21 protein-coding genes, 1 pseudogene and 1 riboswitch are annotated in these 26258 nt (G+C 37.4%); of the genes and pseudogenes, 8 read left to right on the plus strand and 14 right to left on the minus strand.

Going from position 1 to position 26258, the window contains the following annotated elements:
• Positions 1 to 36: 36 nt before the first annotated feature.
• The 3 genes from KHA94_RS08735 to KHA94_RS08745 form a co-directional block, all read right to left on the minus strand.
• Complete coding sequence (locus tag KHA94_RS08735) at positions 37 to 1503, minus strand: sodium:solute symporter family protein (RefSeq protein WP_213101749.1); 1467 nt, start codon at positions 1501 to 1503, stop codon at positions 37 to 39.
• Complete coding sequence (locus KHA94_RS08740; protein ID WP_213101750.1) at positions 1503 to 1724, minus strand: DUF3311 domain-containing protein; 222 nt, start codon at positions 1722 to 1724, stop codon at positions 1503 to 1505. Before KHA94_RS08740 ends, KHA94_RS08735 begins: the two co-directional genes overlap by 1 nt.
• Before the next feature lie 70 nt (positions 1725 to 1794).
• Positions 1795 to 3033: a Zn-dependent hydrolase gene (locus tag KHA94_RS08745; RefSeq protein WP_213101751.1), complete on the minus strand. Its 1239-nt coding sequence runs from the start codon at positions 3031 to 3033 to the stop codon at positions 1795 to 1797.
• Between the two features lie 526 nt (positions 3034 to 3559).
• Between KHA94_RS08745 and KHA94_RS08750 the strand changes: the two genes are divergently transcribed.
• Positions 3560 to 4108, plus strand: a complete 549-nt coding sequence (locus KHA94_RS08750) for a hypothetical protein (RefSeq protein ID WP_213101752.1) — start codon at positions 3560 to 3562, stop codon at positions 4106 to 4108.
• An 86-nt stretch (positions 4109 to 4194) separates the two neighbouring features.
• On the opposite strand, the gene KHA94_RS08755 is transcribed toward KHA94_RS08750, so the two are convergent.
• Entirely contained in the window at positions 4195 to 5778 is a 1584-nt protein-coding gene (locus KHA94_RS08755) for an acetolactate synthase large subunit (RefSeq protein WP_213101753.1), read from the minus strand.
• 102 nt (positions 5779 to 5880) lie between these two features.
• The gene (locus KHA94_RS08760; RefSeq protein WP_213101754.1) at positions 5881 to 6273 is read right to left on the minus strand and encodes a sporulation protein; all 393 of its coding nucleotides are present in this window, start codon (positions 6271 to 6273) and stop codon (positions 5881 to 5883) included.
• Between the two features lie 851 nt (positions 6274 to 7124).
• Between KHA94_RS08760 and KHA94_RS08765 the strand changes: the two genes are divergently transcribed.
• The 5 genes from KHA94_RS08765 (at position 7125) to KHA94_RS08785 (ending at position 10128) form a co-directional block, all read left to right on the plus strand.
• Positions 7125 to 7634 (plus strand): sigma-70 family RNA polymerase sigma factor, encoded by a 510-nt coding sequence (locus tag KHA94_RS08765; RefSeq protein ID WP_338030730.1) that lies wholly within the window; start codon positions 7125 to 7127, stop codon positions 7632 to 7634.
• On the plus strand, positions 7624 to 8940 hold the full coding sequence (locus KHA94_RS08770; protein WP_213101755.1) for a DUF4179 domain-containing protein: 1317 nt from the start codon (positions 7624 to 7626) through the stop codon (positions 8938 to 8940). Before KHA94_RS08765 ends, KHA94_RS08770 begins: the two co-directional genes overlap by 11 nt.
• 237 nt (positions 8941 to 9177) lie before the next feature.
• Complete coding sequence (locus KHA94_RS08775; RefSeq protein ID WP_057776328.1) at positions 9178 to 9390, plus strand: helix-turn-helix transcriptional regulator; 213 nt, start codon at positions 9178 to 9180, stop codon at positions 9388 to 9390.
• A gap of 23 nt (positions 9391 to 9413) precedes the next feature.
• Positions 9414 to 9785 carry a hypothetical protein gene (locus KHA94_RS08780; protein WP_213101756.1) on the plus strand — a complete coding sequence of 124 codons (372 nt, stop codon included), beginning with the start codon at positions 9414 to 9416 and terminating at the stop codon, positions 9783 to 9785.
• Between the two features lie 64 nt (positions 9786 to 9849).
• Positions 9850 to 10128, plus strand: coding sequence for a DUF3784 domain-containing protein (locus tag KHA94_RS08785; protein WP_213101757.1), 279 nt, complete (start codon positions 9850 to 9852; stop codon positions 10126 to 10128).
• 445 nt (positions 10129 to 10573) lie between these two features.
• Here KHA94_RS08785 and KHA94_RS08790 read toward each other — a convergent pair whose 3' ends face one another.
• From KHA94_RS08790 to KHA94_RS08815, 6 genes are all read right to left on the minus strand, one after another.
• Positions 10574 to 11350 (minus strand): sulfite exporter TauE/SafE family protein, encoded by a 777-nt coding sequence (locus KHA94_RS08790; protein WP_213101758.1) that lies wholly within the window; start codon positions 11348 to 11350, stop codon positions 10574 to 10576.
• 116 nt (positions 11351 to 11466) lie between these two features.
• Positions 11467 to 12873 (minus strand): MBL fold metallo-hydrolase, encoded by a 1407-nt coding sequence (locus tag KHA94_RS08795; RefSeq protein WP_213101759.1) that lies wholly within the window; start codon positions 12871 to 12873, stop codon positions 11467 to 11469.
• A 17-nt stretch (positions 12874 to 12890) separates the two neighbouring features.
• Complete coding sequence (locus tag KHA94_RS08800) at positions 12891 to 13451, minus strand: helical membrane plugin domain-containing protein (protein WP_213101760.1); 561 nt, start codon at positions 13449 to 13451, stop codon at positions 12891 to 12893.
• 57 nt (positions 13452 to 13508) lie between these two features.
• Positions 13509 to 14708, minus strand: a complete 1200-nt coding sequence (locus KHA94_RS08805; RefSeq protein ID WP_213101761.1) for an FAD/NAD(P)-binding oxidoreductase — start codon at positions 14706 to 14708, stop codon at positions 13509 to 13511.
• A gap of 302 nt (positions 14709 to 15010) precedes the next feature.
• Positions 15011 to 15919 (minus strand): LysR family transcriptional regulator, encoded by a 909-nt coding sequence (locus tag KHA94_RS08810; RefSeq protein WP_213101762.1) that lies wholly within the window; start codon positions 15917 to 15919, stop codon positions 15011 to 15013.
• 1353 nt (positions 15920 to 17272) lie between these two features.
• Positions 17273 to 17506, minus strand: a complete 234-nt coding sequence (locus KHA94_RS08815) for a sporulation protein (protein ID WP_213101763.1) — start codon at positions 17504 to 17506, stop codon at positions 17273 to 17275.
• Between the two features lie 194 nt (positions 17507 to 17700).
• Here KHA94_RS08815 and KHA94_RS08820 point away from each other — a divergent pair, with 194 nt between their 5' ends.
• Together KHA94_RS08820 and KHA94_RS08825 are read left to right on the plus strand one after the other, a co-directional pair.
• Entirely contained in the window at positions 17701 to 21819 is a 4119-nt protein-coding gene (locus KHA94_RS08820; RefSeq protein WP_213101764.1) for a phosphodiester glycosidase family protein, read from the plus strand.
• A 168-nt stretch (positions 21820 to 21987) separates the two neighbouring features.
• A pseudogene (locus KHA94_RS08825) lies at positions 21988 to 22703 on the plus strand (alpha/beta fold hydrolase); the annotation flags it as partial.
• Positions 22704 to 23005: 302 nt separating this feature from the next.
• Here KHA94_RS08825 and KHA94_RS08830 read toward each other — a convergent pair.
• From KHA94_RS08830 to KHA94_RS08840, 3 genes are all read right to left on the minus strand, one after another.
• Entirely contained in the window at positions 23006 to 23572 is a 567-nt protein-coding gene (locus tag KHA94_RS08830) for an LOG family protein (RefSeq protein WP_213101765.1), read from the minus strand.
• 208 nt (positions 23573 to 23780) lie between these two features.
• Entirely contained in the window at positions 23781 to 25250 is a 1470-nt protein-coding gene (locus KHA94_RS08835) for an amino acid permease (protein WP_213102258.1), read from the minus strand.
• Between the two features lie 352 nt (positions 25251 to 25602).
• A riboswitch (Lysine riboswitch) is annotated at positions 25603 to 25782 on the minus strand.
• A 75-nt stretch (positions 25783 to 25857) separates the two neighbouring features.
• The gene (locus KHA94_RS08840) at positions 25858 to 26133 is read right to left on the minus strand and encodes an alpha/beta-type small acid-soluble spore protein (RefSeq protein WP_213101766.1); all 276 of its coding nucleotides are present in this window, start codon (positions 26131 to 26133) and stop codon (positions 25858 to 25860) included.
• Between the last annotated feature and the right edge of the window lie 125 nt (positions 26134 to 26258).

The raw sequence follows: 26258 nt of genomic DNA on the forward strand, positions 1-26258 counted from the left end.
CAAAGCATGGAGACACCGGCGAAAAAGCTTGCTGACTTATGCAGCATCAACATATTTTTCAACATCATGTTTCGCTTGTGGCTTTGTGATTAGGCTAACTGTAACCATGAAAACGATATTTGCCATTAACCCCATAATTCCAGCATGGATTCCAAATGGCGTGGATTCTGCGACAAGCTGATAATAATAGTTTACATATGTTCCAACTGCAAGACCTGTAACAACTCCAGGGGCAGTCGCGCGTCTCCAATATAGGGCACTATAAACACCAGGAGCGAATTGGACGATTGAGCCGTAGGCACCTAATAATAGTGCAACTAACCCTTGACCTCCGAAAACAGTAATATAGTAAGCTAATGCCCCAATGACGAATACACCAGCACGCATAATAAATAGTGTTGTTTTGTCAGAAAGGTTTTTCCATATATTCTTAATGACACCATCTGTAAATTCTAATGAGGCACTATGAGTAATCGCATCTGCGGTTGACATAGAAGCTGCTAATGCACCGGCTCCAACAAGCCCGTATAGCCATCCGGGAAGATTCATGACCGTTGTAATCAAAAATGGCAGGACTTGGTCAACGTTTGTGAGCTGTCCTGAATCAACAACTCCTATTGAAGCGAACCCGACTAATAATAGCGGGACAAGGAATAAAGCAAACACAGGATACGCAAGCACGGTCTTTTTAATTGTTTTTGGATTGGATGCGTATGATTTTGAGAACAGATGCGGCCACATTAAGAAGCCGATACAGGAAACGAGAATGGTTGTCGTATAAGCGACTTTGCCCATATTTGAGCCTTCTTTTCCAATCTGTAAGAACTCCGGTGTTTCACGGGCGATATTAGCAAACATTTCCGTTGTGCCGCCATGCAGCTGATAGACAATGGCTAACCCGACTGCCCATGACACAATAATCATTAATAAGCCTTGAAACACGTCTGACCATGCAGCCGCACGAAGTCCTCCTGTCGCAACATATACAACAACAATCCCATATGAAATAAGGGCACCTAACCAGAACGGAATACGTCCCTCTGTCATAATGTCAAAAATAATCGCCATTCCGGACATTTGTGTTGCTAAATATTGCACAGATGCAAATAGGGCAATTAACCCAACAATAATGGCTAATAAAGGACTTTTATATCTCCCTTTAAGAAAAGCTGAAATCGTGAAAAAACGAAATCTTTTCCCAATTTTCCTGATTTTTGGACCGATAATATACCATGGTAAAATAGCGAACGCTGTATAAGCAATAATATAAAGTGCAGGCGCACCTTTTGAATAAGCCCAGCCAGGAGCACCTAGGAATGAGAAGGCACTAAAGACAGATCCTCCCATTAAAAACCACATAACAAATAGGCTAAGTTTTCCGTCCGCAACAGCGAATTCATCTAAGGAACTGCCATCTCTTCCCCTTCCAGCCATGATTCCAACGATAAGAGCGATCACCAAGTAGGCAATCATCATGATTAAAGCAATTTGCCATCCGGGCATTAGACATCCTCCTCCTCATCTTTTTCTGGGTCAAGTCGGTATAGAGTGATTAATGCAATAAATGTAATCACAATCCATAATAATACCCAAAAAAACGAGAATGGCAGTCCCATAATAATTGGTGTAGCACGATTGCCTAATTCAAAGCCTGGAAAGATTAACATCAAAAACGGAATAATACCAATAACAATGTATAGCGTATTAAATGTTCGTTTACTCATGTTTCATCTCCTTATCGTGAAATTTTATAAGAGAGTGCTGAGTTTAGGGCCAGCACTGTTCCTAAAGTAGTTATTGATGTTTGGCTTGCAGGGAAATGACCGTTTCAAGAAGGACGTTTACTCCTTTTTCACAATCTTCCCAAGTCGTAAGTTCATCTTCACTATGGCTCTTTCCATTTAGACTCGGAACAAAAACCATTGCAGACGGCATCATCTCCGAAATAAATTGGGCGTCATGTCCGGCTCCACTTACCATTCTTCGATATGAATAGCCTAAGGATTTAACAGCTTGTTCAATATGAGCACAGACTTCTTCATCAAACCAAACAGTGTCGCGGCCCCATAATTTTTCTTTATTGATCGTACAGCCATTGTTATTTGAAGTTCTTCCTAAGCTTTGAATGATTTCTTCAATTTGTTTGATGACAGCTGGATCTTTATGTCTAGCCTCCAGTGAGAACACCACTTTGTTTGGAATCACGGTGTGGATGTTTGGAAAGACGTTTATTCTTCCGATTGTAAACACTAACTCTTTATCTAAAGCGCCAAGTTTTTCCCTGATTTCAGAGATAAGGTGATTGACAGCAAAAAGTGCATCTTTTCTCATATTCATTGGAGTTGTTCCAGCATGGTTGGATTCTCCTGACACTTCAATTTCATAGAAAACCATCCCAACTACACATTCTACAACCCCGATCGAAAGGGCTTCTCTTTCAAGGATTGGCCCTTGTTCAATATGCAGTTCCAAAAATGCTGTTCCGTTATTGAGGCGGGCCACTTCTTCGCCTGCATAGCCGATTTTCTGTAAAGCATGTTCAAACGTAATGCCATCAGAGTCGTTATTATTCATCATTATCTGTTTATCAAATTTTCCTGACAGAACGCCAGAGGCCATCATTGATGGTTCAAATCTAGCTCCCTCTTCATTGGTAAAATTAACAATAGTAATGGGCAACTGTAGTTGCATGTTATTTTCCACTAGCGTACGAACCACTTCTAATCCCGCAACAACTCCTAAAATTCCATCAAAGCGGCCGCCTTTTTTAACGGAATCCAAATGGGAACCTATAACAATCGGCGGCATGTCGAGAGCACCCTCGAGAGTGGCATAAATATTTCCCATGTCATCAATTTTGACAGTCAATCCTAGCTCACGGCAGCAAGCATAGAAATAATCACGTGCGGCTCGGTCCTCTTCTGACAAGGATAAGCGTGTAACGCCATTATTTTTTGTTCGGCCAAAGTTTGCAAATGATTCTAACGTATCCCTAAGCCTTTTTCCGTTAATCGCAACCTTTTGTTGTTTCAAAATAAAGATCTCCTCCTTTACCAATAGATCATTTGAAGCTGTCCTATCTATTTTTCACTAAAAAATTTTCTAACCTATTCAATAGAATGCTAGCTTTTTCCTTTTATTAATGTGAAAATCATTTTAAAGTCATTACTTTCCAAAAAGCGAAACATTAATTAAATTTGGCATTATTAGAATGATTAAATTTTATCAGAATTATCAGATAATATCTTTAGACAAAATGTAAAATGGTAATCGTTAAGAATTTTATTTTATGTAAAAAGGTGATCGCATACAGGGGGATTAAGTACGAAATGCAGCAGCATTTATATAAGTGAAATGAAAGTATAAAGATGAGTACAAAATATGAGAACTTGTTGAATAACCTCTATATTCATTATAAAACTGAAACAGAATAGGCGAATGTTGCTGATGTATTTCCTTTGTCTCCTATTCCTCTACTGATTCAGACGTAATAAACACGTGCCTTCGAAATAATATTCCATTTGCATGCATATAGTGGATTGCAGAGGGAGGGGTTGCCATGTGCGATGTGAAAAACGAAATAAAACAGATACAAATAACCTTTCGAAGATGGCCAAGATCGAAAAGGCTTGTGCTTATTTCCCTTTTAAGCAGCAGCGGGGCTATTTTTCAATCGGCAGGAGGATTCTTGCCGGGGATTGGGTATTTTATAAGTCCCTTGGCTACAGCACCAATTATTCTTTGCTCTATTTTTTCGATTCCGCTTGGTCTTGCTTCCTATGTATTAACAGCCCTTTTACTTTTGATTCTGCAGCCGTCCGAGCTCATTATTTTTCCATTTACCACAGGTTTATTAGGCCTTATGATCGGCAGTTCTTTTCATATTTTTCGAAAAAAAATCAGTTATATTTTGGGCGGATCGGCGGGGTTAACATTAGGGATTTGCCTTTTATTATATGGCGTGAAGTTCCCCGTGTTGGGGCCAGCCGTGTCTCATCAAATTAGTGTTTCCGTTATTGGATTGATTATTTTATTCTCTATTTTTTATAGTTGGATCTGGGTTGTATTGAGCACTAGGATCCTAAAAAGAATCAGAAGAATTATATGACTACCGGCCGGCTAGAATTTCATCGTTGACGGGAATCATGAAACACTTATGATAAAAAAATCGAGAGTGCAGGAGTTCAATAGTTTTCACTCATTCTCCAGCAGTATTTCAATAAGTGTCAGTTCATTTTTCGTTAATGCCTCTGTAAGCATGTTTTCAAATTCGTGTACATTCGCAGGCCGTACTCCTCTAATACCAAAGCTTTTTGCTAGCTGAACAAAATCAGGATTTCCAAAAGCTGTTCCATAATTATTAGCTAACTTTTTCATCATCATTTGTTCTTCCAATTTCAGTTTGGAATCATGGAGGACAATGATCACGAAAGACAAGCCTAATCTTGCTGCTGTCTCGATTTCAGCAAAGTTCATTAGGGCTCCACCATCCCCAGTAATACAGACTACCGGATCGGCGGGGCATGCTAATTTAGCTCCAATCGACCCAGGTATGGCTATTCCCATTGAAGCGAATCCGTTTGAAATAATAAGTTTCTCCGGCCTCTTTGGCTGATAAGTGCGGGCAATGGAGACTTTGTGAGAGCCTACATCCGAAATTACAATTGTATTTTCACTGGTTAATTTTTCGATAGAGTGCAGAAGAGATGTGATTGATAGAGCTGAAGCAGATTCTTCGTAAATATGGTAGGCTTGTATCATTTGTCCGCGTAAATTTCCGGATGGGATCCACGATTTTGCTTCTATTTCAAAATCGTTAATGGCTTGCAAAGTCTGTTTCACATTCCCAATCAGTTCGCTGTGAATAGGGTAATATTCATCCGATTCAGCAGGAACCGCATTAATATGGATAATCGGCACTTTCTTTTTATTCCATTCTTTAGGCAGATGTTCTACAAAATCAAATCCAATCACAATCAGCAGATCTGATTCCTCCATCCCGCGTAAAACCTCATCCTGCTCATTGAAACCAAATGTAAAATAATTGAGCGGATGGCTTCTAGGCAAAATTCCTTTTGCTTTCATGCTATGAGTTACAGGTGCTTGGAGGCGGTCAATAAATGCTTGCACCTCCTTTGCGGCCTCTTCTCTTACAACCCCGTTTCCGATAATAATAAAGGGCTTTTGACTGTTGTTGATACGCTGAATGGCCGCTTGAATTGCTTCACTTTCAGGCCTATAGATTGGAAGCGGTGTGACAGTCATTGCATTATCAGGAATCATTTGTGATGCTAAGTTTTCCGGTAATTCAATGATGACCGCGCCCGGTTTTTCCATTTTTGCCGTCCGAAACGCTTTATGTATTACTTCGGCAATCGTTTGTGAATCCTTGATTTGGATGCTCCACTTTGTCGCAGGTTCAAATATTCCTATAATGTCCAAATATTGATGGGATTCTTTATGCTGTCTATCATGTCCTGCTTGCCCAACTAGCGCGATAACAGGTGAATGATCCAGCGTTGCGCTTGCGATTCCGGTTAATAGATTTGTTGCCCCAGGCCCCAAGGTGGACGTGCAAACGCCCGCCTTTTTGGACAGCCTTGCATAAACATCCGCCATAAAGGCAGCTCCTTGCTCATGCCTCGTATTCACAAACTGAATCTGCTTTGATTTAGATATAGAATCAACAAGGTCAAGTGTCTCTTTTCCCACTATGCCGAAAATATAGTCCACACCTTCATTTTCTAAACATCGAACAAGAACATGGGTCGCTTTCATATGATCCTCCAAAAAAATATTCCACTTCAAATTTTGGTTAATCATAGTCTTACCAATTTGGTTAGAAAACTTCCATGGTTTTTACTAGCATTGTCATTTCTGTTAATCCTCAAGAATCCGAATGGCGTCCTGATCATAGCTTTCCACACCTTTTTTGAATGCTAGTCTTGTTTTAAATCGATAAGATAATGTGCCTGTCGATACTTGGGCAGAGTTCGGCAGGTGGAAAGTGAAAGGAATTTTATTGATAGCTTCTGACTGAATGCTCTTTGTTGTTAAAATAGTGACAGAATCTACAATTTTTTCGTTTTCTTCTGCTTCATCAATGATGACTAAATCACAATCTATCCTTTTTAGCTCTTGCAATATAGTGCCCCCCTTAATTAAGAAATATCCTTTTACCAGTTCACCTGGTCTATATGTTTCCTTTTCAAGTATGAGATCGATCTGTGCTGAACCTATTCCTAATAATGCCATATATTTTCTTAGTATCATGAATATCCTCCTGTTTTCATTTAGGGATCTGTTTTCGTCTATTTTTTTGCACTGCATGTTTTGCGTTGAGGCGTTTCTCAATTTTTGAATTCAGTTTTTTATCTTTCAAGAGATCCTCTTTGTTTTTTTGACCAATTCTACAAAGATCACTTTTCTTTCATAATTCCCTCTATTCTTTTAACGTTTGATAAGATTGAAAGTTTCATTTCATTTGCCTTTGATCTTGAAAAAATAAAAAACCTTTACCAGAGCCGGTAAAGGTTTTCTAAACAATAAAAGACCTTTACCAACAGGCAAAGGTCTTGCTAACAACGATTTCGCTGCCAACAAAGCCGAGAGATTAGGATCTCCGAAATGACGACTTCGTTGTAAAAGCTACTCCCCTTTAAAAGGATGTAGTATTAAATTTATAATTTTAGTTTAAAGATTCTTCTTTCATAAGTCAACTACTTCTCTCTAATTCCTAGTGCGTTTCTTAACCTATCAGAATATCATCACATGGATACCAAATTTTTTCTTATTCAGTAATCGAGCCATATTGTTGAATAAAACCTTCAAAGAAATATAGATTTACGTGTAAAAGTTTAGAGCTGTGAAAGTTTGTATTTAAAATAATATACGTAGGTTATTGTAAGAAGAACGTCACACTGAAATAGATAAAGTGAAACTTCCATCAGTGGGGGTCTTACTGCCCGTTAATCTGCGATAAAGTAATCTCATTTAATCGTCTTTTTAGGCGACTTTTTATTTTTATTGAAAAAACTTTTACAAATTTTAAGCCAAATCGAACTTTCAATTGTCTAATAGATGTAGGACGAAAAAAGAGAGGGTGAATTACGATTATACGTTTAGTGAAAAAAGCTCAAAAAGGGAATGACAAAGCCTTTTTAAAGATTTTTCAACAATATGAGGAAGATATTTATCGAATGGCCTTTTTATATGTGAAAAATCAAGTAGATGCTTTAGATGTTGTTCAAGAAGTAGCTTACCAGTCATTTAAAAAGATACATACATTGAAAAAACCAGAGTATTTCAAAACGTGGTTGATGAAAATTACGATAAACTGTGCAGTTAACATAGTTAAAAAAAATATAAAAGTGATTCAATTAATACCAGAGTTTGAAGAATTCGTTGGCTTAGATGATGAAGACATTCCCCTTTCTTTAACATTACAGAATTTGATAGACACGTTACAAGAGGATGAAAAGAGCATTGTTCTTTTAAGGTTTTATCAAAATTTTACGTTTAAAGAAATATCAGAGGTATTAGAGATCCCACTTGGTACGGCTAAATCGGTATTATATCGAGCGTTAGATAAACTTCGCAAAGAGTTTAAGGAGGCTGATATTTGTGAGTTATAAAATAAAGCAGGAATTAGAAAAAATTAAAATTCCAAAAGAATTACATGAGAGATCAAAATTTGGTGTAATGAAGGCGAAATCAGAAAAACCAAAAAGGAAATTAAAAAAGTTAGCGATTCCTTTGGTAGCTTCTGCATTTGTAGTATTTTCGGCTGGAGTAGGAGCAGCTCGTATACCAAGCTTTAATAATTTAGTAGCTACTGTTAGTCATGAAATTGCATTAATGCTTCAACCTATTGAAATCAGCAGCGAAAGTAATGGAATTAAAATGGAAGTGGTTGCTGCGATGAATGATAATGAAATGGCAGTTATTTATGTTACGTTACAAGACTTAACGGGTAACAGGATTGATGAAACTCTTGACCTTTACGATTATTCTTTAACTGGTGCTCAAATGTTTAATAGTCGAATTGTAGATTATGATGAAAAAATAAATACTGCTACATTACGAATCCAAGGAAATGGTGGGGAGAGCCTTAACGATAGAAAAATGAATTTTCGTATTACTTCCTTTTTTAGCGATAAACAAACATTTGAAGTCGTAGTTGATGCTAATCTTTCAGAAATAACAAGTAAACCACCTCAAACGGTTCGACTTGATATGAATAACATTCCAGGCGGCGGTGGAAATTTGTATAAAAAACTAGAAGGTCAAGGGGTAGTACAGGTTTTAAAGCCGAATGAAACTGAAATTACTCTTCCAGAAATAGAGTTTATGCATATTTCAAATATAGGTATCGTTGGTAATCGCCTTCATATTCAAACAAGATGGAATAAAGAAAATATTGATGATCATGGTTATTTTTATTTTGTTGATGATTCAGGTAATGAAATACATCCTACAAGTATCAGTTTTGGAATAGATGAAGCAGGTCATGCCAACTATGGTGATGAATATACTGAATATATTTTCGATTTAGATAGTGTAGATTTTGAAGAACAAGAATTACTGGGACATTTTGTTTCAAACGGAAAATATACAACAGGGAACTGGAATACTACCTTTAAAATGCAATCTGTTCAAGACGAAATTAATAGTGACTTGAATAAGGATTTTGGAACATGGAGTTCGGAAAGTGTTTCTATTTCACCATTAGGAGTAACTTTATACGGGAATGGTAAATTCAACGATTCAACCGAAATCGATGTAAGAGCTAAAATGACCGATGGCAGTGTTCAAACTTTGGATTCTATGACTAGTTTTAGTGAGGATGAAAAGGTTAAAGTTAAATTCATACCTTCTTTGCCTTTAGATGTTTCAAAGATTAAATCAATCAATATTGATGGTAAGGAAATAGAATTTTAATGATTGGAATTAAGTAAGAAAGATCATACACTGTATCTATTAAGCTACAGGTTTTGTTACTATCTTCAATTAAAGGGCGCGTTTATTTAGGAACGCGTCTTTTTCATGTCTCGGGCTTGACTGTGGAAAAAAGAAGACAATAATTCCTTATATTGTATTGTTTATGTAATATATATATGTAAAAAGTAAAATATATGTTACAATTTGAATATAGGCATAGTAGAGGTGAGTTTAGAGTTGAAGGATTTTACAGTGAAAAATAAGGTTAAGGTCGCTCGAATTGAGAAAGGCGGTTTAAATCAAGGTGATCTTGCAAAATTGGTTGGAGTAACACGACAGACAATGAATTTAATTGAAGCACAAAAATATAACCCCACTATTCGAGTATGCTTGCTAATTAGTAAGTATTTAGAGCGACCATTAGATGAATTATTTTGGATAGATGACTAACTTATTAAGGAGATGATAAAACGATGCAAGTAAATTTAATGACGATTATTATAGGCGTAATTGCTAGCTTTGGTATTGTAAGTATTCTAACGGGACAAATTCATTGGGGAATAATTGCAGGACTTCTTGTTGGAGTTGGCGGCGCTAAATGGATAAGGGTGGAAAAACAAAAAGCTAGTGATGAAATTGAGTATGATGAAAGAGTCAATAACAATATTAAACAAGTTTCATTTCAGACTTTTTCTATTTCTAACTTGTTACTGTTAATTTATTTGTTAATCTCAGACCAAATTCTGAACGAATCCTTGGTTAAGGCAAACTACCTGATTATTTATATAAGCATCACTTACCTTATTGCTTTCTATATCCTTCCGATAATTGTTAGGAAGAGATAGAAGAAATTAATAATTATATAGGTTCCAAAAAGATGAAGTAAATTTTAATGAGGGAGACATTATCATGAATCAACATTTTATAATCATATCAATCATTCTCTTTATTTTAGCGTATCTTGTAGGAGTTAGAAAGCAAACTTGGCTTTTATCGGGATATAATCAAAAACGTGTTAAAGATCAAGATAAACTGGCAAAATTGGTAGGTTCATTTAATTTTGCGATGGGGATTGTTATGTTGGGAGGTGCTTTTATAGACCATCCAGATACCCAAGTGTTAATTCCAATATTGATAATTGGTTATGTCATCTTACTTGGCTATGTAAATACAAGAATGGTTGAATAACTTTAATTTGTTCAAAAGTTGGGTTAATAATTTATCCCGCATTAACGGGCAGTAAGACCCCCACCTCAAGATTGAGAGAGAAGCGAGGAAGATAGGTGGGGGACAACCCAAGCTGCTTTCCAACAGCTTTTCTGATTTTTTTTAGACCCCGCCTTGCGTTGCTTTGCGGTAGCCAAATAATCCTTGAGGCCTCCAAGTGCAAAGGTTTTTAGCATTTTTCGAGAAAATCCTTACACTTATATTCGACAAAAAGAGGCTAAAACCCTTGTTAGAACTGGAGCTTTTGGTTATTCAGCAAGCCCTAATTATAGAAAATGGGTAGAAACATACAAAAATTGGCTGCATGAGTCCGGTTCAATACGGCATTCACACCAGCCAATTAGCTGTTAATATAAACTCTAACTTTTGGGGTCACATCACATCTTAACCTGTCCCTTTAGTCCCATTAAATAATATCTATCCAGATTTTTACAGCAGTGACCAATATTAGAATGGCTAAAATCGCTTGCAAGATTTTTGTGTTTATTTTTTTTCCGGCATTTGCACCAAGTGGGGCGGCGATTAGGCTAGCGATTATCATCACTGCTGCCGGTCCATATAGTACTTGATCAGTAATAACTTTACCTATTGTCGATCCGATAGATGACAAAAAGGTTATTGCTAATGATGAAGCGATTGTGACCCTTGTAGGTATCTTTAGGATTACAAGCATAATTGGTACAAGTAGAAATGCACCTGCTGCCCCAACAATTCCGGACCCGATACCAACAATAAATGCGGCTATAATTGCAATCAAGTAATTAAATTCCACTTGGTTGCTTGTTATATCATCTACATTTCCTTTTGGTACAAACATCATGATTGCAGCAATGGTTGCCATGATTGCATATACAAAATTGATACTATTGTCTGTTAACAAGTTAGAGCCAAACCCACCTATGAAACTACCAACTAAAACAGAAATTCCCATTGATAATATTAAAGCTTTATTCAGATATCCATCTTTTCGGAAGGCCCACACGCCACCAATGGTTGCGAAAAAAACTTGAACAGCTGAAATGCCGGCAACCTCTGCTGCAGACAGTGAACCTACCCCAAGCATGGTAGGGACATATAATAGTAGTGGATATTTAATGATGGAACCACCAATGCCTACCATTCCGGAGATAAAAGAACCGAAAAATCCGATTAAAAATAATACAATAATAAAGTCTAAATCCATTTGATCACCTGTTTCTAATCGGTGTTAGAATGTTACTATTGTGAATTACTCCTTATTGTAAGTCCCTAGCGAATACACGATATTTATGCATTTACTAGAGGCGATTAAGCGCTCCATCAATGTGTGATTGGAAACTTTCCCTTCGTCCAGGCTAAATATCCGCCTTTCACATTCAATACATTCTTAAATCCATTTGCCTGCATGAGACTTGCGGCAATTGCTGAACGAGCACCAGAACGACATTGCATCAAATATGTTTTTCCTTTAGGTAGTTCATCAAGTTGATCGACAAGTACACCTAGCATGTTGTGGTGTGCGCCAGCAATTCGACCTTCCTCCCATTCAGATTTATTTCGAACATCAATAAGATAATAACTATCATCCTGTAAATATTCCTGTAATTGTTGGACTGTTATTTCCCCATAACTTTCAACCCGGTCCTCATTTTCTAATGTAAGTGCTGGTTCAATCGCTGCAACTACCCGATCTAAACCAATGGAATGCAGACTATCTTTTATTACTTTTACATTTTTTTCGGAAGTAATTAAGACAATATTTTGGTCATATTTCAACAGCCAGCCAGCCCAGTTTGTAAATGATTTATTAAATGGAATATTGATTGTCCCCTGGTAATGTGCTTTGGCAAAATCGGAAGCACTTCTCGTATCTAACAATACAGTTTCATTTCCGAATTTTTCTAGCTCTGAAACATCTAACCACTGAACTGTTTGCTCTTGATTTATAAGTTCTGGTCCGATTTTGTTTAACTTTTTCATCATGACAAAGTATTTAGGGGGCTCAGGTTGACCGGATAAAAGGATCTTGACAAATTCCTCTTCATCCTCTGTTCGTAATGCCCAATTATTCAATTTTTCATAGCCTACCGTTGACATAGGAACTGCCCCAAGCGCTTTCCCGCAAGCACTACCAGCTCCATGTGCTGGCCATACTTGAAGAAAGTCAGGTAGTTTTTTGAATTTCTGAATGGAATGAAACATTTGTCTAGCACCTGATTCGGCAGTACCAGCTATACCAGCAGCTTTTTCCAATAAATCAGGTCTGCCAATATCACCAACAAAGACAAAATCTCCGGTAAAAATCCCCATCGGATGTTGGGATCCCCCACCTTTATCCGTTAAAATAAAGGAAATGCTTTCAGGGGTATGGCCAGGTGTATGCATAACCTTAAAGTTAATCATACCAAGACTAAATTCATTACCGTCTTTAAGCAAAGTATAGTTCAGATTATCCAAATATTCGTACTTCCAATTTTCATCACCTTCGTTGGATAGGTAAAGGTTCGCATTATTATGTACCCCCAGCTCTCTCGCTCCAGAAAGAAAATCGGCATGTATATGTGTTTCCGCAGCAGCTACGATTTTTAAACCTTCATTTTTTGCAGTTTCAAAATATGGTTTGGTATAGCGCGCAGGATCAATCACAATTGCTTCGCCAGTACGTTGACAGCCAATTAAATAAGACATTTGTGCTAAATTTTCATCAAAAAATGAACGGAAAAACATTCTCATTCCTCCTTAAATTATTTTTTATTGTTAATAATTCCGAGAAGTAATTCTAAGTACCGAAATCCTTTTTGAATCGTTGGGTCCTTTAATAAACGGTACATACCATAGAGAGAAAAATTGGGTGAGCTTTTATCCTCTTTGAATTGTTCATTTGTTTCTTTAATGACCCCGACTGCTTTATCCAATGGGACGATATCATTAATGCCCTTTAGCGCATATTCGACAGACGTTGTGTCTTTTAAAAAGTCATTTATAAATAGGGAAATTTCTTCTGTCTTTTTCATCAACGAAACTAATCTTGGTAACAGGTGTACGATTTCAAGTAAGGCAGCAAAATGTTCCTGGTTGATATGCAGTTTTTCCACTTTTTCTTCTACTTCTTGACTAAGGGTAGATAAAGATTGCTTGTCTCCTATAATACTTTCGATGAATTCCAATTTGTCATCCATCGCCTGTATCCTTGACGTAAAATCTGGCAGCTTTTGTACAAGGTAATATAGAGAGTCCATCTGTTCTTTATTTTCTAGTTCTCGTAAAATGTTCTCCAAGGTAGATTGCTTTTGAGTCGCTTCCAATTTCAAGCCTCCTTATTTTGGTGAGTATGTTGATATTGGCAGAAAAGTAGCTTTGCATTACATGGTTCCTTTCAGCATTCCATTCCAATACATGATTGGCAGAAGATTTTTCTTGATAAGATACATGCTCATTCTTTCTTTTGACTGGTCGATTGGAAACGTCTCCTGAGGAACATTATCATATTCAAATTCTGCCATTACTAATTTATTAACACCTGTCACCAAAGGACAAGAAGTGTAGCCATTATACTTCGCTTTCATTGTGCTGCCATTCATGACCGAAAGTAGATTCTCGGCTGCTACAGGTGCTTGTTTGCGTATTGCTGCACCAGTTTTGGAAGTAGGTAGACTAGCTGAATCTCCAGCACTGAAAATATTTTTGTACGTATTATGTTGTAGTGTATGTGGATCAACATCGACCCAGCCTGTCGCATTTGCGATCGGGCTACTTGCTATAAAACTTGGTGCCCCCATTGGTGGGGTAACGTGAATCATGTCATAAGCGACTGACATTTTTTCATTCGTTTCTATGTGCTGGAAAATTGCTGTTTTATTTTTGCCATCTATTTCAATCAGGTCTGTCATAAAGGTCGTTTCTATTTCTTTTCGATTAATGACCTCTTCCAATGTTTTCGCATAGCGTGGAACTGAGAAAATACTTCCTGTACCAGAAATGAATTTTATATTTGTTTTCGAGCGGACATTGGCTTTGTTAAAATAGTCGTCTGCTAAATACATAATTTTTTGTGGTGCGCCTCCACATTTAATTGGTGTGCTTGGTTGAGTGAATATAGCAGTTCCACCTGAAAAGTTTTTAATATTCTCCCATGTACTTTCCACATATTCAGCAGCGTAATTACTACATACACCATTCTTTCCGATTGCTTCCTTCAAGCCGTTAATCCTGTCCCACTTTATTTCAATTCCAGCTGTTACAACTAGAAAATCGTAATGGATTTGTGTGTTTTTATCCGTAACAACCGTATTTGTATCTGGAAGAAATTCCGTCGCTGCTTCCTTGAGCCATTGAACTCCGTCTGGGATAAGCGTATCTTGTTTTCGATGGGTGTCTTCCAGTTTAGATTGACCACCACCAACTAAGGTCCATAAAGGTTGATAATAATGATCTTCTGAGGGGTCGATGATCATTATATTTTCTTTTAAATATGGTGCATTTCGGATAATTCGCGATGCAATCGAAATCCCTGCTGAACCTGCACCAACAATAACAATTTCAGCATACTTAGTTTGACTCAATTTTCATACCTCCTATTGTGAATGATTTCATTTATTTTTAAAAAATCAGAACTCCAAATGGAAAAGGGAGTTCCACTTATTGTCGAGATATCTCAGTTATGACAGCCCGATAATCACGAAGTACAGTTTGTTTATATTAAGCTAATTCACCCTTTCTATAGGGGGTTATTTCCAGGAATATTGGTAAATTTTGAATTTGGTATTATCATTATCTTACTATAAGAAGATAATGGGGAGTGATAAAAAAATATTATAGGGTATAAATCTTTGTCATTTTTTGTGATAGGCTATGGGAATCTGAGTTATTCTGAAGGGTCTATATTGAAGCCCGCCTCTTTTAAAAAATGATTAAACAAGTTGATACTGTTTTTTGGAAATCTTGTTGGTCTTTTTACTATCCATAAATCTCTAGAAATGGTTGTATTCGAAATGGGCAGATGCTTGACAACCCCTAGTTCAAGTTCGTGTGTAACGGAAAGTTTAGGTAATATCCCAATCCCATGGCCTGATTCAACTGCACTTTTAATTGCCTGTGTACTTCCAAACTCTATATAGGAATGTATTTGTTCCAATACATTATTTTCCGCTAATATGGTTTCAATTATTTTTCTAGCACCTGAATCTTTCTCTCTCAAAAGTATTCTTTCTTCTGCTAACTCTTCGATGTTTATTTCCTTTTGACTATTCCAGCGGTGATTCCTAGGGATGACTAAGATCAACTCATCTTTAGCAAACCTCTTAATTTGAAAATCTCTATGCATTACGATACCTTCCACCAGTGCGATGTCGATTTCCAAATTTTCCAGCTTAGACATGATGGTAGGTGTATTTCCAATTGCTAAACTAAATTGAATCTGTTTATGCTTCTTTTGAAATTTACCCAGTATATCTGGAAGTAGATATTCTCCGATTGTTAAGCTAGCCCCGATATGTAAAGGTTCCTCGTAATCATTAGAGATGTTATTCATCACTTCTTCAGATCTATTGAAATATCCGACGATTTCTTTAGCATAAGGGTATAAGCTGGAACCTGTTTTTGTCACACGTAGCATACCACCAGTACGATCAAACAAAGCAACACCATAATGTTTTTCCAATTGCCGTATTTTACTTGTAACTGCAGGCTGGGTTACGTAGCTTGTCCGAGCAACCTGACTAATACTACCTTGCTCAACCACTTGACAAAACAATTTCAAATTTTCTATGTTCACATTGATTACCACCTTTGCTTAAATAGTATTGTTGGTAGGGGAGAGGGTTCTAGATGCTGAATGTGGGAAAAGCGGGATGGTGGGGGACGGTGAAACCTGTCCCCCACCATCCCGCTATTCGTAAACGGCTATTGACGTAAAAGTTTGCTCCAGATCAGTGATAATATCTTCGGTTCTGGTGCAAAACTTCAAGATAAATACAATTAATCTTTAAATCTAGGACATACTGATACTACTACTCTAAAAAAAGGTGTGTGATCAGTATGGAAAAGCAAAATGTATTCAAACGTTAAGTCCATTTTCAAGATGATTACCCCGATTTTATCAAGGTTCAGAAAATTTAAATGGTCTTAAAGAATCTAATGAAACCATTTTTTTCGAAATAAAAATAGTATTCTCCTAGTAAATTAATAGGCTCCTAACCTAATAGAGGCATAAAAAATCTAATTTTGTGATGGCCATTGTTATGATAGGAGGTGCTTTTATAGACCATCCAGATACCCAAGTATTATTTCCAACATTGATAATTGGTTATGTCATCTTACTTGGCTATGTAAATACAAGAATGGTTGAATAACTTTAATTTATTCAAAAGTTGGGTTAATAAATTTATCCCGCATTAACGGGCAGTAAGACCCCCACATCAAGATTGAGAGAGAAGCGAGGAAGATAGGTGGGGGGACAACTGCCCGTAAAAGCCCGTAAAATGAACACAGACTAAAAGCGCCACATCGTGTGGCAACGTCTGCACTAGCACGTCCTGTGCGTCGAAAACCCCCACTGATGGAAGTTTCACTTTATATATTGTTAGCTTGGTTTTTGAAGAACATATGTTAAAGTTTCCTTAAATATATGATTAAAAAAGACCGAAAAGGGGTGAGTAAAAGTGTTAGAACGTTCAATGGAGAATACAAGGGGATTAGAAGAAGAAAAGGGAGTGTTTTTATATAAGTGAAATTAAAGCATTAAGGTGATCGCAAAATATGGAACTTGTATACTAAATTTGGACATGCTATCACAGCTACTTTAAAGGGTTTTCCTTCTTCACGTTTCTTACCCCTTATGGGGAAAGGTAATTTACAAAGTATAAGATTTTAAACAACTATTTTAATCCCGTTCGGATTATCCGTACAGGATTATGCATGTTTAAACACAAGTCAAGATTAACGCGATTTGTCGGTAGGATTTCTTTTGAAATATATCCCTTTACTTATTTTCCATCTTTAACAAACTTGACCTTTTAAACCTAAATGTTCGATCACTTTCTAATAAATCCTTCTCTAACTCAAGAAGATGAACCTTTTCATTGTCCTATATCCCTTGTCCGAGTTTTTGCTGGCATTGTCATTTCTATTAATTCTCAAGAATCCGAATGGCGTCCTGATCATAGCCTTCCACTCCTTTTTTGAAGGCTAGTCTTGTTTTAAATCGATAAGATAATGTGCCTGTCGATACTTGGGCAGAGTTCGGCAGGAGGAAAGAGAAAGGAACTTTATTGATAGCTTCTGACTGAATGCTCTTCGTTGTTAAAATAGTGATAGAATTCACAACTTTTTCGTTTTCTTCTGCTCTATCAATGATGACCAAATCTTCTTCTTTAATAAGTCAACTACTTCTCTCTAATCCCTTGGATATAGGTCAAATCTCCTCATTTGTTTAGTCTGCATTTTTTTACGTAAAATTAATAATAGATTAATATATTTTAATTATTTTAAAGATAGCGTCGGATTTTAAAGAAATCCCCGAAATTTGACGAAATATATTTACGATGGAGACTCAAAATGAGGAAAAATTGGAAAAAAAGGCTATTACTCTTTACCGCATCTCTTGTTTTGGCAAGTAGTATCATTTCCCCAAGCTTTACATTAGCCTTGGGCAATTTCGATTTAAGCTCTGTTGTTGTACAAACACCTATCAACGAGTATCAAGCTGATCTGGCACCGGGTGTAAAAGAAAAGCACTACAGTTTTGAAGGAAAAGACGGAAATAAGATTGAGAGTTTCGTAGTAGAAGTTGATGCAGATAATCCGACGGTATCTATAGAAGCAGGGACACCTGATGACGGAGAAGCATTTGGTCTTCAGCCTGTAAGGGAGCAAGCGAATGCAGCCAATGGGGCTAACCATAAAGTCGTGGCAGCGGTGAATGCAGATTTCTATAATATGGCCACAGGTGAACCTATTGGCGTTGTTTACAAAGATGGACAAGCTGTAAAAGCTCAAAATGGACAAGGCTGGAATTTCTTTGGCATAAAGAAAACCGGGGAGGCTGTCATTGGCAGCAATACAGAATATGAAGGAATGAAGGACCAATTACAGGAAGCTCTTGGCGGAAATGCAATTCTAGTAAAAGACGGCCAAATCTATCAGACTCCACAAACAGGAGCAGACAAAGAGCCGCGAACAGCTGTTGGAATAAAAGAAGACGGCGATGTATTTTTTGTTGTAATTGACGGAAGACAAGAGCCTTATTCAGCTGGAATCTCCATGCCAGACTTGGCACAATTGATGATTGATTTAGGAGCAGTAAATGCTTTAAACCTAGACGGTGGAGGCTCATCTACCTTTACAACTCGTGAACTTGGCGGCGACGATCTTGAGGTAGATAATAAACCATCCGACCGTACTGAAAGAAGTGTAGCGAATTCTTGGCTGATAGTTTCTAAAGAGCCATCCGATCATCTTTTCAAATCGGCTCATGTTGAACCATATGATCAATCCTTTACCCCTGGCTCAACCATTCAATTTAGTGCTAAGGGAAGAGACAAGTCTATGGCATCTGCTCCTCTGCCTGCATCTGGTTTAACTTGGGAACTAGCCGATTCTTCATATGGTACAATCGATGAAAATGGAAAATTTATTTCAAACGGGAAAACTGGTCAATTTCATATTTTATTGAAACATGAAGGTAAAGAGGTTGGAAAAAGTATGATTGAAATCGCAAAGCCTGACGAGATGTACTTCACCTCATCTGAATTAACAGTGGCTAGAAATAGTGAAACCTCGTTAAACCTAGTAGCAAAATTTCAAAAGAGATTTGTAGACTGGAGTTTACGAGATATTGAATTTGAAATTCCAGAAGGTATGGGAACAATTGATGAAGCTGGAATCCTGCACACCGGAGATCAACCTGTTTCAGGGACAATCACAGCTTACTTAAAGGACTCAAATCTTACAGCTCAAGTGAATGTTTCAGTTGGAAAGCTTCCTGAAGTCTTATTTGACTTTGAAAATGAGCTTGGCGGATGGAAGACATCGACTGCAAATCGCGGTGAAATAGGGACGCTGAGTTTAGCTAAATATCCTGCACCAGTAAGATTTGGTGATCAGTCATTAAAAATGGATTTCGATTTTACAAATGCACAAACAGGGACAACACTTGGTGTTTATGCAGGCTCTGGTACAGATACAGAGATTGATGGAGATCCATCAAGTATAGGAATGTGGGTTTATGGAACTCCAGAAGTTCAAGGCTATTGGCTGAGAATGTTAATAGTAGATGGAAATGGTAAAAATCAGACACTTAACCTTACTCAGGAAAAGCCAGGTATTGACTGGATTGGATGGAAATACATTGAAGCGGAAATTCCTGAATCATTTACAGGCCCTTTCAAATTATCTGGGACCCAAGCGATACGATTGATGTCTACCAAATCTGGAATTACCGGACCTATGACAAAAGGCTCCATTTATTTTGATAATATCCGGGCAGTTTATGGAGAAAAAGTGGATGATCTATATCCCCCAGTTATTGAATCCATTAACGCAGACGGAAAAGAATTTACGAAAAATGCTGTCAATCTGACTGCAAAGGTTCATGAATATGAAGAGGATCCTTTTAAAACAGGAATTGATTGGGATAAGATTAGTATTTTCGTAGATGGGAAAGATTATTCCAAATCGGAAGGTCATTTTTCTTACGATATGGATGGATCGGTCTCATTAAGCGGTTTTAAATGGGCAGATGGAACACATAAGATCACCCTAATGGTTCCTGATAAATTTGGAAATCAGGCGATTAAAACTAGCTATTTTACTGTCAATACAGGTTCAGCAAAGATTGAAATCGCTAAAAAACAAGAGCAAGCATTCCTTGGGGATGTATTTGAACTAGCAGTTAAAGTCAAGAATCCATCTGAAATCTCGGGCTCTGCAATAAAAATGCACATTGATAAAAACTATCCAGTGGAAGATATCAAGTTTTCCAATGGATTTAATACAAGTACTTCGAACTATGAAGCGGAAACAGGTATCCTTACATTGAATCTTGTGAACAACGGTGAAACAGCAGAAATTTCAGATGCTGCAACCATTCAGATCAGAATTCCTGAATCGATGAAAGAAGACAGTAAGTTAAACTATGAAATAATGGAAGCTAACTTAACCTACAGGGATCCTAAAGAAGAAAACTTTGTCACCACTTATTCAATGGAACCAACTAGCATAGCAGTTGAAAGTGCTTACGACATTATTCCACAGCCTATACTAATCGGGAATCCAGTTGTCATAACTGTAAAAAATATCCATAACGAATTAGTAAGTGATATGGAAATCTTCGCAATTATTGAAGGTAGCACAGAGCCAGTTTTGCTAGGGAAAACGGACAAAGATGGTACCCTTCGTGTAGATTCGATCACTAATGATGTGAAGAAAATCGCTTTATATGGAGTTAAAGATGGGAAGTATTCATTTAAAGTGAACACGCAAACTTATCCATCTCTTACAACTGCAACAGAGATAAAAAATGTAATTTCAACTCCTACAGGTGACCCTAATAAATCAAAAGGCTTCACATGGATGTCGAGTCCTTTAGGAAAGGAAAATTCAACCTTCATTCAATTTGCAAGAAAAAAAGATTACGACAAGAAAGGTGAGCCATCACTTCAAACAGTCTCTGGTTCCTCAAGTAACCAGGTATTTTCTGGTGAGCAGGATATTACGAAAAATGGAATCGTTAGAGTGAATGAAGTAACATTAAAGAATTTACAGCAAGATACGACATATGTTTATCGTGTTGGTGACGGAGTCAACTGGTCACAAATGCAAGAATTCACAACATTAAAAAGTAAGAATAGCTTTGAGTTTGCTATTTTGGGAGACACTCAATCACCTTCTGATTTAAGTCACTTTCAAAAAATACTAGGAGATTTAGATAAAAAAGATTTATCGTTTTTGATTCATGTTGGTGATTTGATTGATGAATCCGCTAAATTCAAGCAATGGGATGATACACTAGGAATTATGAACCAATACACGAATATTCGTTCAACAGATCTTGTCGCGACTTTAGGAAACCATGAATACATGGGAGATACGGATGGACATTTAGCTAAATCCATTTTTAACTCTCCTAAGAATGGACCAGATGTAGACAAAGGCGGTACGTACTCTGTTGATTACAATAATATTCACATTAGCGTTTTAGGATATACAAGTGATAGTGAGATTCTTAATAAGCAGCTTGAGTGGCTTAAACAAGATGTGAAAAATTCGGACCAGCCTTGGAAAATACTTGTTACTCACCAGCCTCCTTATTACACAAATCCGTTTGGCGGCAATGAAATTATGAAAGAAAAATTACCGCCAGTCGTCGATGAATTAGGGATTGACATCGTTTTCTCTGGTCATGATCATGCCTATGGCAGAACGAAGAAACTGAAGGACGGCAAAGAGGATCCAAACGGAGCTGTTTATGTTCTCGCTGGTACGACTGGAAATAAACACTATGATGCAGTTGCTGATGAGAAATTTGAATTTGTAAACACGGAAAACATTGCCGTTTCAATAACTGCCAAGGTTGACAAAGATCAAATAACCTTTACGACAACTACATCTGACGGTGTTACAATTGATCAATTTACTGTTGTAAATGAAGATTATGATCTTGAAGAAGAGCAATAAATAGTGAGTATGTGCGAGGTACCATCTAAAATAATGGGTGGTGCTTTGCACTTTTTTTAGCTAATTGGAAAGTTTAAGTTTTTTAACGTACTAAAGTAAAGTGTGTTTTCAATTAAATATCTGCTAATAAGTTCGCATAAGAAACACAGATTTTTTAGAAGAATGTAATTTCAATTCATTTTCTTGGATCATAGAGGATTTGTTAAGCCTACTCGAGCTATACAACCAGAAGACTATACACTAGATAAAGTATTAGATGATATAGAAACGGCAAGACAATCCCTTAATCTTGAGAACTTTATCATACTCGGGCATTCTGGACATGCTTTTATGGCTATGGAATATACTAGAAAATACCCTAAACATGTTCAGAAAGTTGTCTTATTAAATTCAGCACCTACTAATAGTGAAGAAAGACAGCTTCAAAGTTTTTCATTTTTTAATGAGACTGCAAGTTCAGAGAGAAAGAGGCATTTTGAAAAAGAGATTGTCTTATTGGAAAATGATATCAAAAAGGATCCAGCTAGGCGATTTGTTCACATGGTATTCGTATGGGAGCTCAAAGTTTTTACGATTATACATTTAATGCAGCTTACATGTGGGATGGTGTATATACGAATATGCCAATTATTGATTATCTATGGGGAGAAGCATTCGGACAACTTAATCTGATACGATCATTGGCTAATTTCAATAAACCAGTATTTATTGCTTTAGGGAGATATGATTATTTGGTCGGACCCATTTCTCTGTGGGATCCTATTGATGACACATATGAGAACGTGAAAAAAGTAATTTTTGAGCATAGTGGGCATAATCCTATGTTTGAAGAACCTCATTCTTTTGATAAAATATTGACCGAATGGATCAATGAAAGCAAGTAGAGGTTTCAACCATAATCTAACGCAGAAAAACGCTCAGTAACTATGATTCATCACCGCTTATGTGTTATTCCATAATAAGTGGTGATGAATCTATTTATTTTTATTAATGAATACAGCGGATAAACAATGTAATTTGGCGGATAAACGATGTGATTCGGCGGATATACCAAGTAAACTAGCGGATAAACGGTGTATTTGGCTGATAAACGCAGTCTGAATGGGGGCTTTTCTTGAATTTAAAACAACAGGCCAAGGTCTATATCAACCTTGGCCTGTTGTTTTTCATCTATCAAATCTGTTTTTCAGTTATAAGATTTTACAGTTGGTGGTACATATTTATTAAATTGATCGAGCAGGCCATTTGGCTCTGCATCTACTAGCGCCATCGTGCGGTATTTTTCATGCATGAACTGTTCACTGGTCATATGATTGAATAAAGCAACAAGAGGATCATAATAATGATTAATATTTAAGAGTCCAATAGGTTTTTGATGAAGCCCTATCTGAGCCCAAGTAAAAATCTCAAAGAACTCTTCTAATGTTCCTGGCCCACCTGGCAAGGCTATAAATCCATCTGCCAAATCTGCCATTTTCGCCTTCCTCTCGTGCATGGAATCCACAACGATTAGCTCTGTTAAGTTCTTGTGGGATATTTCTCTTTCATCTAGGAAACGGGGCATTACCCCAATTACTTGTCCGCCCTCTTCTAAAATGGAATCTGCAACTGCGCCCATAATTCCTACACTTGCCCCGCCATATACAAGTGCAATGTTCCGTTTAGCAAGCTCTCTACCCATTTTTTTTGCAACTTCTATATAGACATTAGATGCTCCATTACTTGAACCACAAAATACAGCTAGCTTTTTCATTGTTGATCACATCCTATTAAGTTCTCTTTCTTTTATATCATACAGAACATTGCAAATTTGTTAAACTAAAAACAATAAAATGGAAGATGGAAAAAATATATAGATTAGTAAAAAAACGAAAAATTTAAAAACAAAAAGCATTGGATAAAATTCCAATGCTTTATATATTTTTCTTTAATGCGAACCAGGTTAGTGGATTAGAAATACACTATTCTTTCCCTAAATCACATTCTTCTAATGGAATTAACTTTGTTTTGTACTTTATTTTATAGACAAGCCAAACGATTAAGAACAGAGGTAAACCAATATAGGAAACGAATATGCCATTCCAATCAATGGTACCGCCAATGAAAGCTTGATAGTTTTGGCCTAATATAATGAAAGTACATAGGATAAATGCTAATAAAGGACCGATTGGAAACCATTTCGCCCGGTATGGAAGAGCGTTTAAATCTTTACCTTGAGCAATGTATGCTCTACGGAAACGGTAATGGCTAATAGCAATACCTAGCCAAGTCACAAAACCAGCCATACCAGAAGCATTTAGCAGCCAAATATATACGACGCCATCTCCGAAAAAAGTAGTTAAGAATGCAAGCGAGCCAACTAAAGTTGTTACGAGTAAAGCATTAACTGGTACACCTCTTCGATCTAATTTTCCTAAGAATTTCGGTGCTTTTCCATCGCGAGCTAAATCCCAGAGCATACGAGTGGCTGCGTACATTCCAGAGTTGCCGGCAGATAATACGGCTGTTAAGATGATTGCATTCATGACAGATGCTGCAAAAGCAAATCCTGCTCGTTCAAATACAAGTGTAAACGGGCTTACGGAAATATCGCTGCTTAATAAGCGTTCATCTGTATAGGGAAGAATCATTCCAATGACGAAAATCGCTAAAATGTAAAATAGCAGGATGCGCCAAAATACGGAGTTGATCGCTTTTGGAATGGTTTTTTCCGGATTTTCGCTTTCTCCGGCAGCTACTCCAAGCAATTCTGTCCCTTGGAATGAAAAGCCCGCAGCCATAAAAACACCAAGGATCGCAAAGAACCCCCCGTTAAATGGTGCATCTCCAATTGTGAAGTTTGAAAATCCAATTGCTTCTCCACCCATAATTCCAAAAATCATCAAAATGCCAGTAATGATGAAGATGATGACTGTCACTACTTTAATAAGTGAAAACCAGAATTCGGCTTCCCCAAAACCTCTGACAGACAAGTAGTTCAATCCGAACATAATGACAAGAGCAATTCCGCTCCAAATAAACGAAGGGCTTTCGGGAAACCAAAACTTCATAATTAATACAACTGCAGCAAGTTCAGCGGCAATCGTAATCGCCCAGTTATACCAGTAATTCCAGCCGATAGCAAAACCAAATGCAGGATCAACAAATTTTGTAGCATACACTTTAAATGAACCCGCTACAGGCATATATGCTGCCATCTCAGCAAGACTGGTCATTAAGAAGTAAACCATGATCCCGATAGCAGCATAAGCTACCAGCGCTCCGCCAGGTCCGGCAGTAGAAATAGCCCCACCACTAGCTAAAAATATACCGGTACCGATGGATCCTCCTAGAGAAATCATGGTAAGATGGCGTGCTTTAAGTGATCTTTTTAATTGAGATGAATCTGTTGATGTATTTGTGCTTGTCAAGGTTGTACACTCCTTATAAATTGGAGGGTTAAATGACTATAAGAAAAGCGCAAGCGCCTTGGTCACCCCCGACAAGCATAAGACAGGTCGACAAAAACGCGACGTCCTCCCAAAAGGTTTACTTTTGGTCGTGCGATGTTTTGCTGACGAAGCTTTCCTTGTCCTGTCGCATTGTCGACACTAGTACGTCCTGTACGTCGGGGTAGGCGCTCCTCCTAAAAGCTACCGCTTTTAGTCGTGCGATGTATACGCTGTCGAAGCATTCCTTATGGAGCTAGACATTTCTCTAACTCGAGAAAAGTTATACCTTTTCTTAAATAAAAACAGCCGTCGAAAAAGATCGACGGCTGTTTGAATAAGTCCGTTTAATCCTTCCGAAGATAGTTCTCCACGTCAAATTAACGTGACAGTGATGTTCCTATTCGAAAACATCCCCAGCATGGATTTCCAATGAAAAATCCAAACTTCGGCAGCGTATCCTTTCAAACAGAGTCACAAATGTCATTGAATCTCGTCTGTTCTACTTTTAAATGCTGCAGCCTCTATCCCATCGAATGGGAATATTGAATTAATATCGGAAGTATAAACAATTATTTGTTATTTTGCAATGGTTAAAAATCCCAATATGTTATTTCTCCTTCATTCGTTCCTGTGCCATGCGGACAAGTTCTTTAACCATACTGCCTCCAATTTTGCCGCCGACTTTTCCAGCTTCCTTGGAAGTTAATCTTCCATTATAGCCATTTTGAAGGGGGACGCCGACTTCATTCGCTACCTCAAATTTCACATTGTCTGGATTTTCTTTGTCTATATGATATCCTTCATTAGCCATGACTTGATTCTTAAATTGATCTAAGGCACCTCTTGAATCAGGAACAAGTGGGCGGCGTTTTCTTCTTGCCATATTTTTAGCCTCCATGAAAATGATATATAGAATTAGTGTTTGACGAATTAAAAATTTTATCCCGCATTAACGGGCAGTAAGACCCCCACCTCAAGATTGAGAGAGAAGCGAGGAAGATAGGTGGA

Source organism: Cytobacillus citreus, assembly GCF_018343665.1.
Classification (GTDB): Bacteria; Bacillota; Bacilli; order Bacillales; family Cytobacillaceae; genus Cytobacillus; species Cytobacillus citreus.

Bases quoted from the DNA above. Each gene is read 5' to 3' on its own strand.
- KHA94_RS08735 (WP_213101749.1), bottom strand. From the start codon at position 1,503: ATGCCCGGATGGCAAATTGCTTTAATCATGATGATTGCCTACTTGGTG.
- KHA94_RS08740 (WP_213101750.1), bottom strand. From the start codon at position 1,724: ATGAGTAAACGAACATTTAATACGCTATACATTGTTATTGGTATTATT.
- KHA94_RS08750 (WP_213101752.1), top strand. From the start codon at position 3,560: ATGTGCGATGTGAAAAACGAAATAAAACAGATACAAATAACCTTTCGA.
- KHA94_RS08755 (WP_213101753.1), bottom strand. From the start codon at position 5,778: ATGAAAGCGACCCATGTTCTTGTTCGATGTTTAGAAAATGAAGGTGTG.
- KHA94_RS08760 (WP_213101754.1), bottom strand. From the start codon at position 6,273: ATGATACTAAGAAAATATATGGCATTATTAGGAATAGGTTCAGCACAG.
- KHA94_RS08780 (WP_213101756.1), top strand. From the start codon at position 9,414: ATGCAAGTAAATTTAATGACGATTATTATAGGCGTAATTGCTAGCTTT.
- KHA94_RS08785 (WP_213101757.1), top strand. From the start codon at position 9,850: ATGAATCAACATTTTATAATCATATCAATCATTCTCTTTATTTTAGCG.
- KHA94_RS08790 (WP_213101758.1), bottom strand. From the start codon at position 11,350: ATGGATTTAGACTTTATTATTGTATTATTTTTAATCGGATTTTTCGGT.
- KHA94_RS08795 (WP_213101759.1), bottom strand. From the start codon at position 12,873: ATGTTTTTCCGTTCATTTTTTGATGAAAATTTAGCACAAATGTCTTAT.
- KHA94_RS08820 (WP_213101764.1), top strand. From the start codon at position 17,701: ATGAGGAAAAATTGGAAAAAAAGGCTATTACTCTTTACCGCATCTCTT.
- KHA94_RS08830 (WP_213101765.1), bottom strand. From the start codon at position 23,572: ATGAAAAAGCTAGCTGTATTTTGTGGTTCAAGTAATGGAGCATCTAAT.
- KHA94_RS08840 (WP_213101766.1), bottom strand. From the start codon at position 26,133: ATGGCAAGAAGAAAACGCCGCCCACTTGTTCCTGATTCAAGAGGTGCC.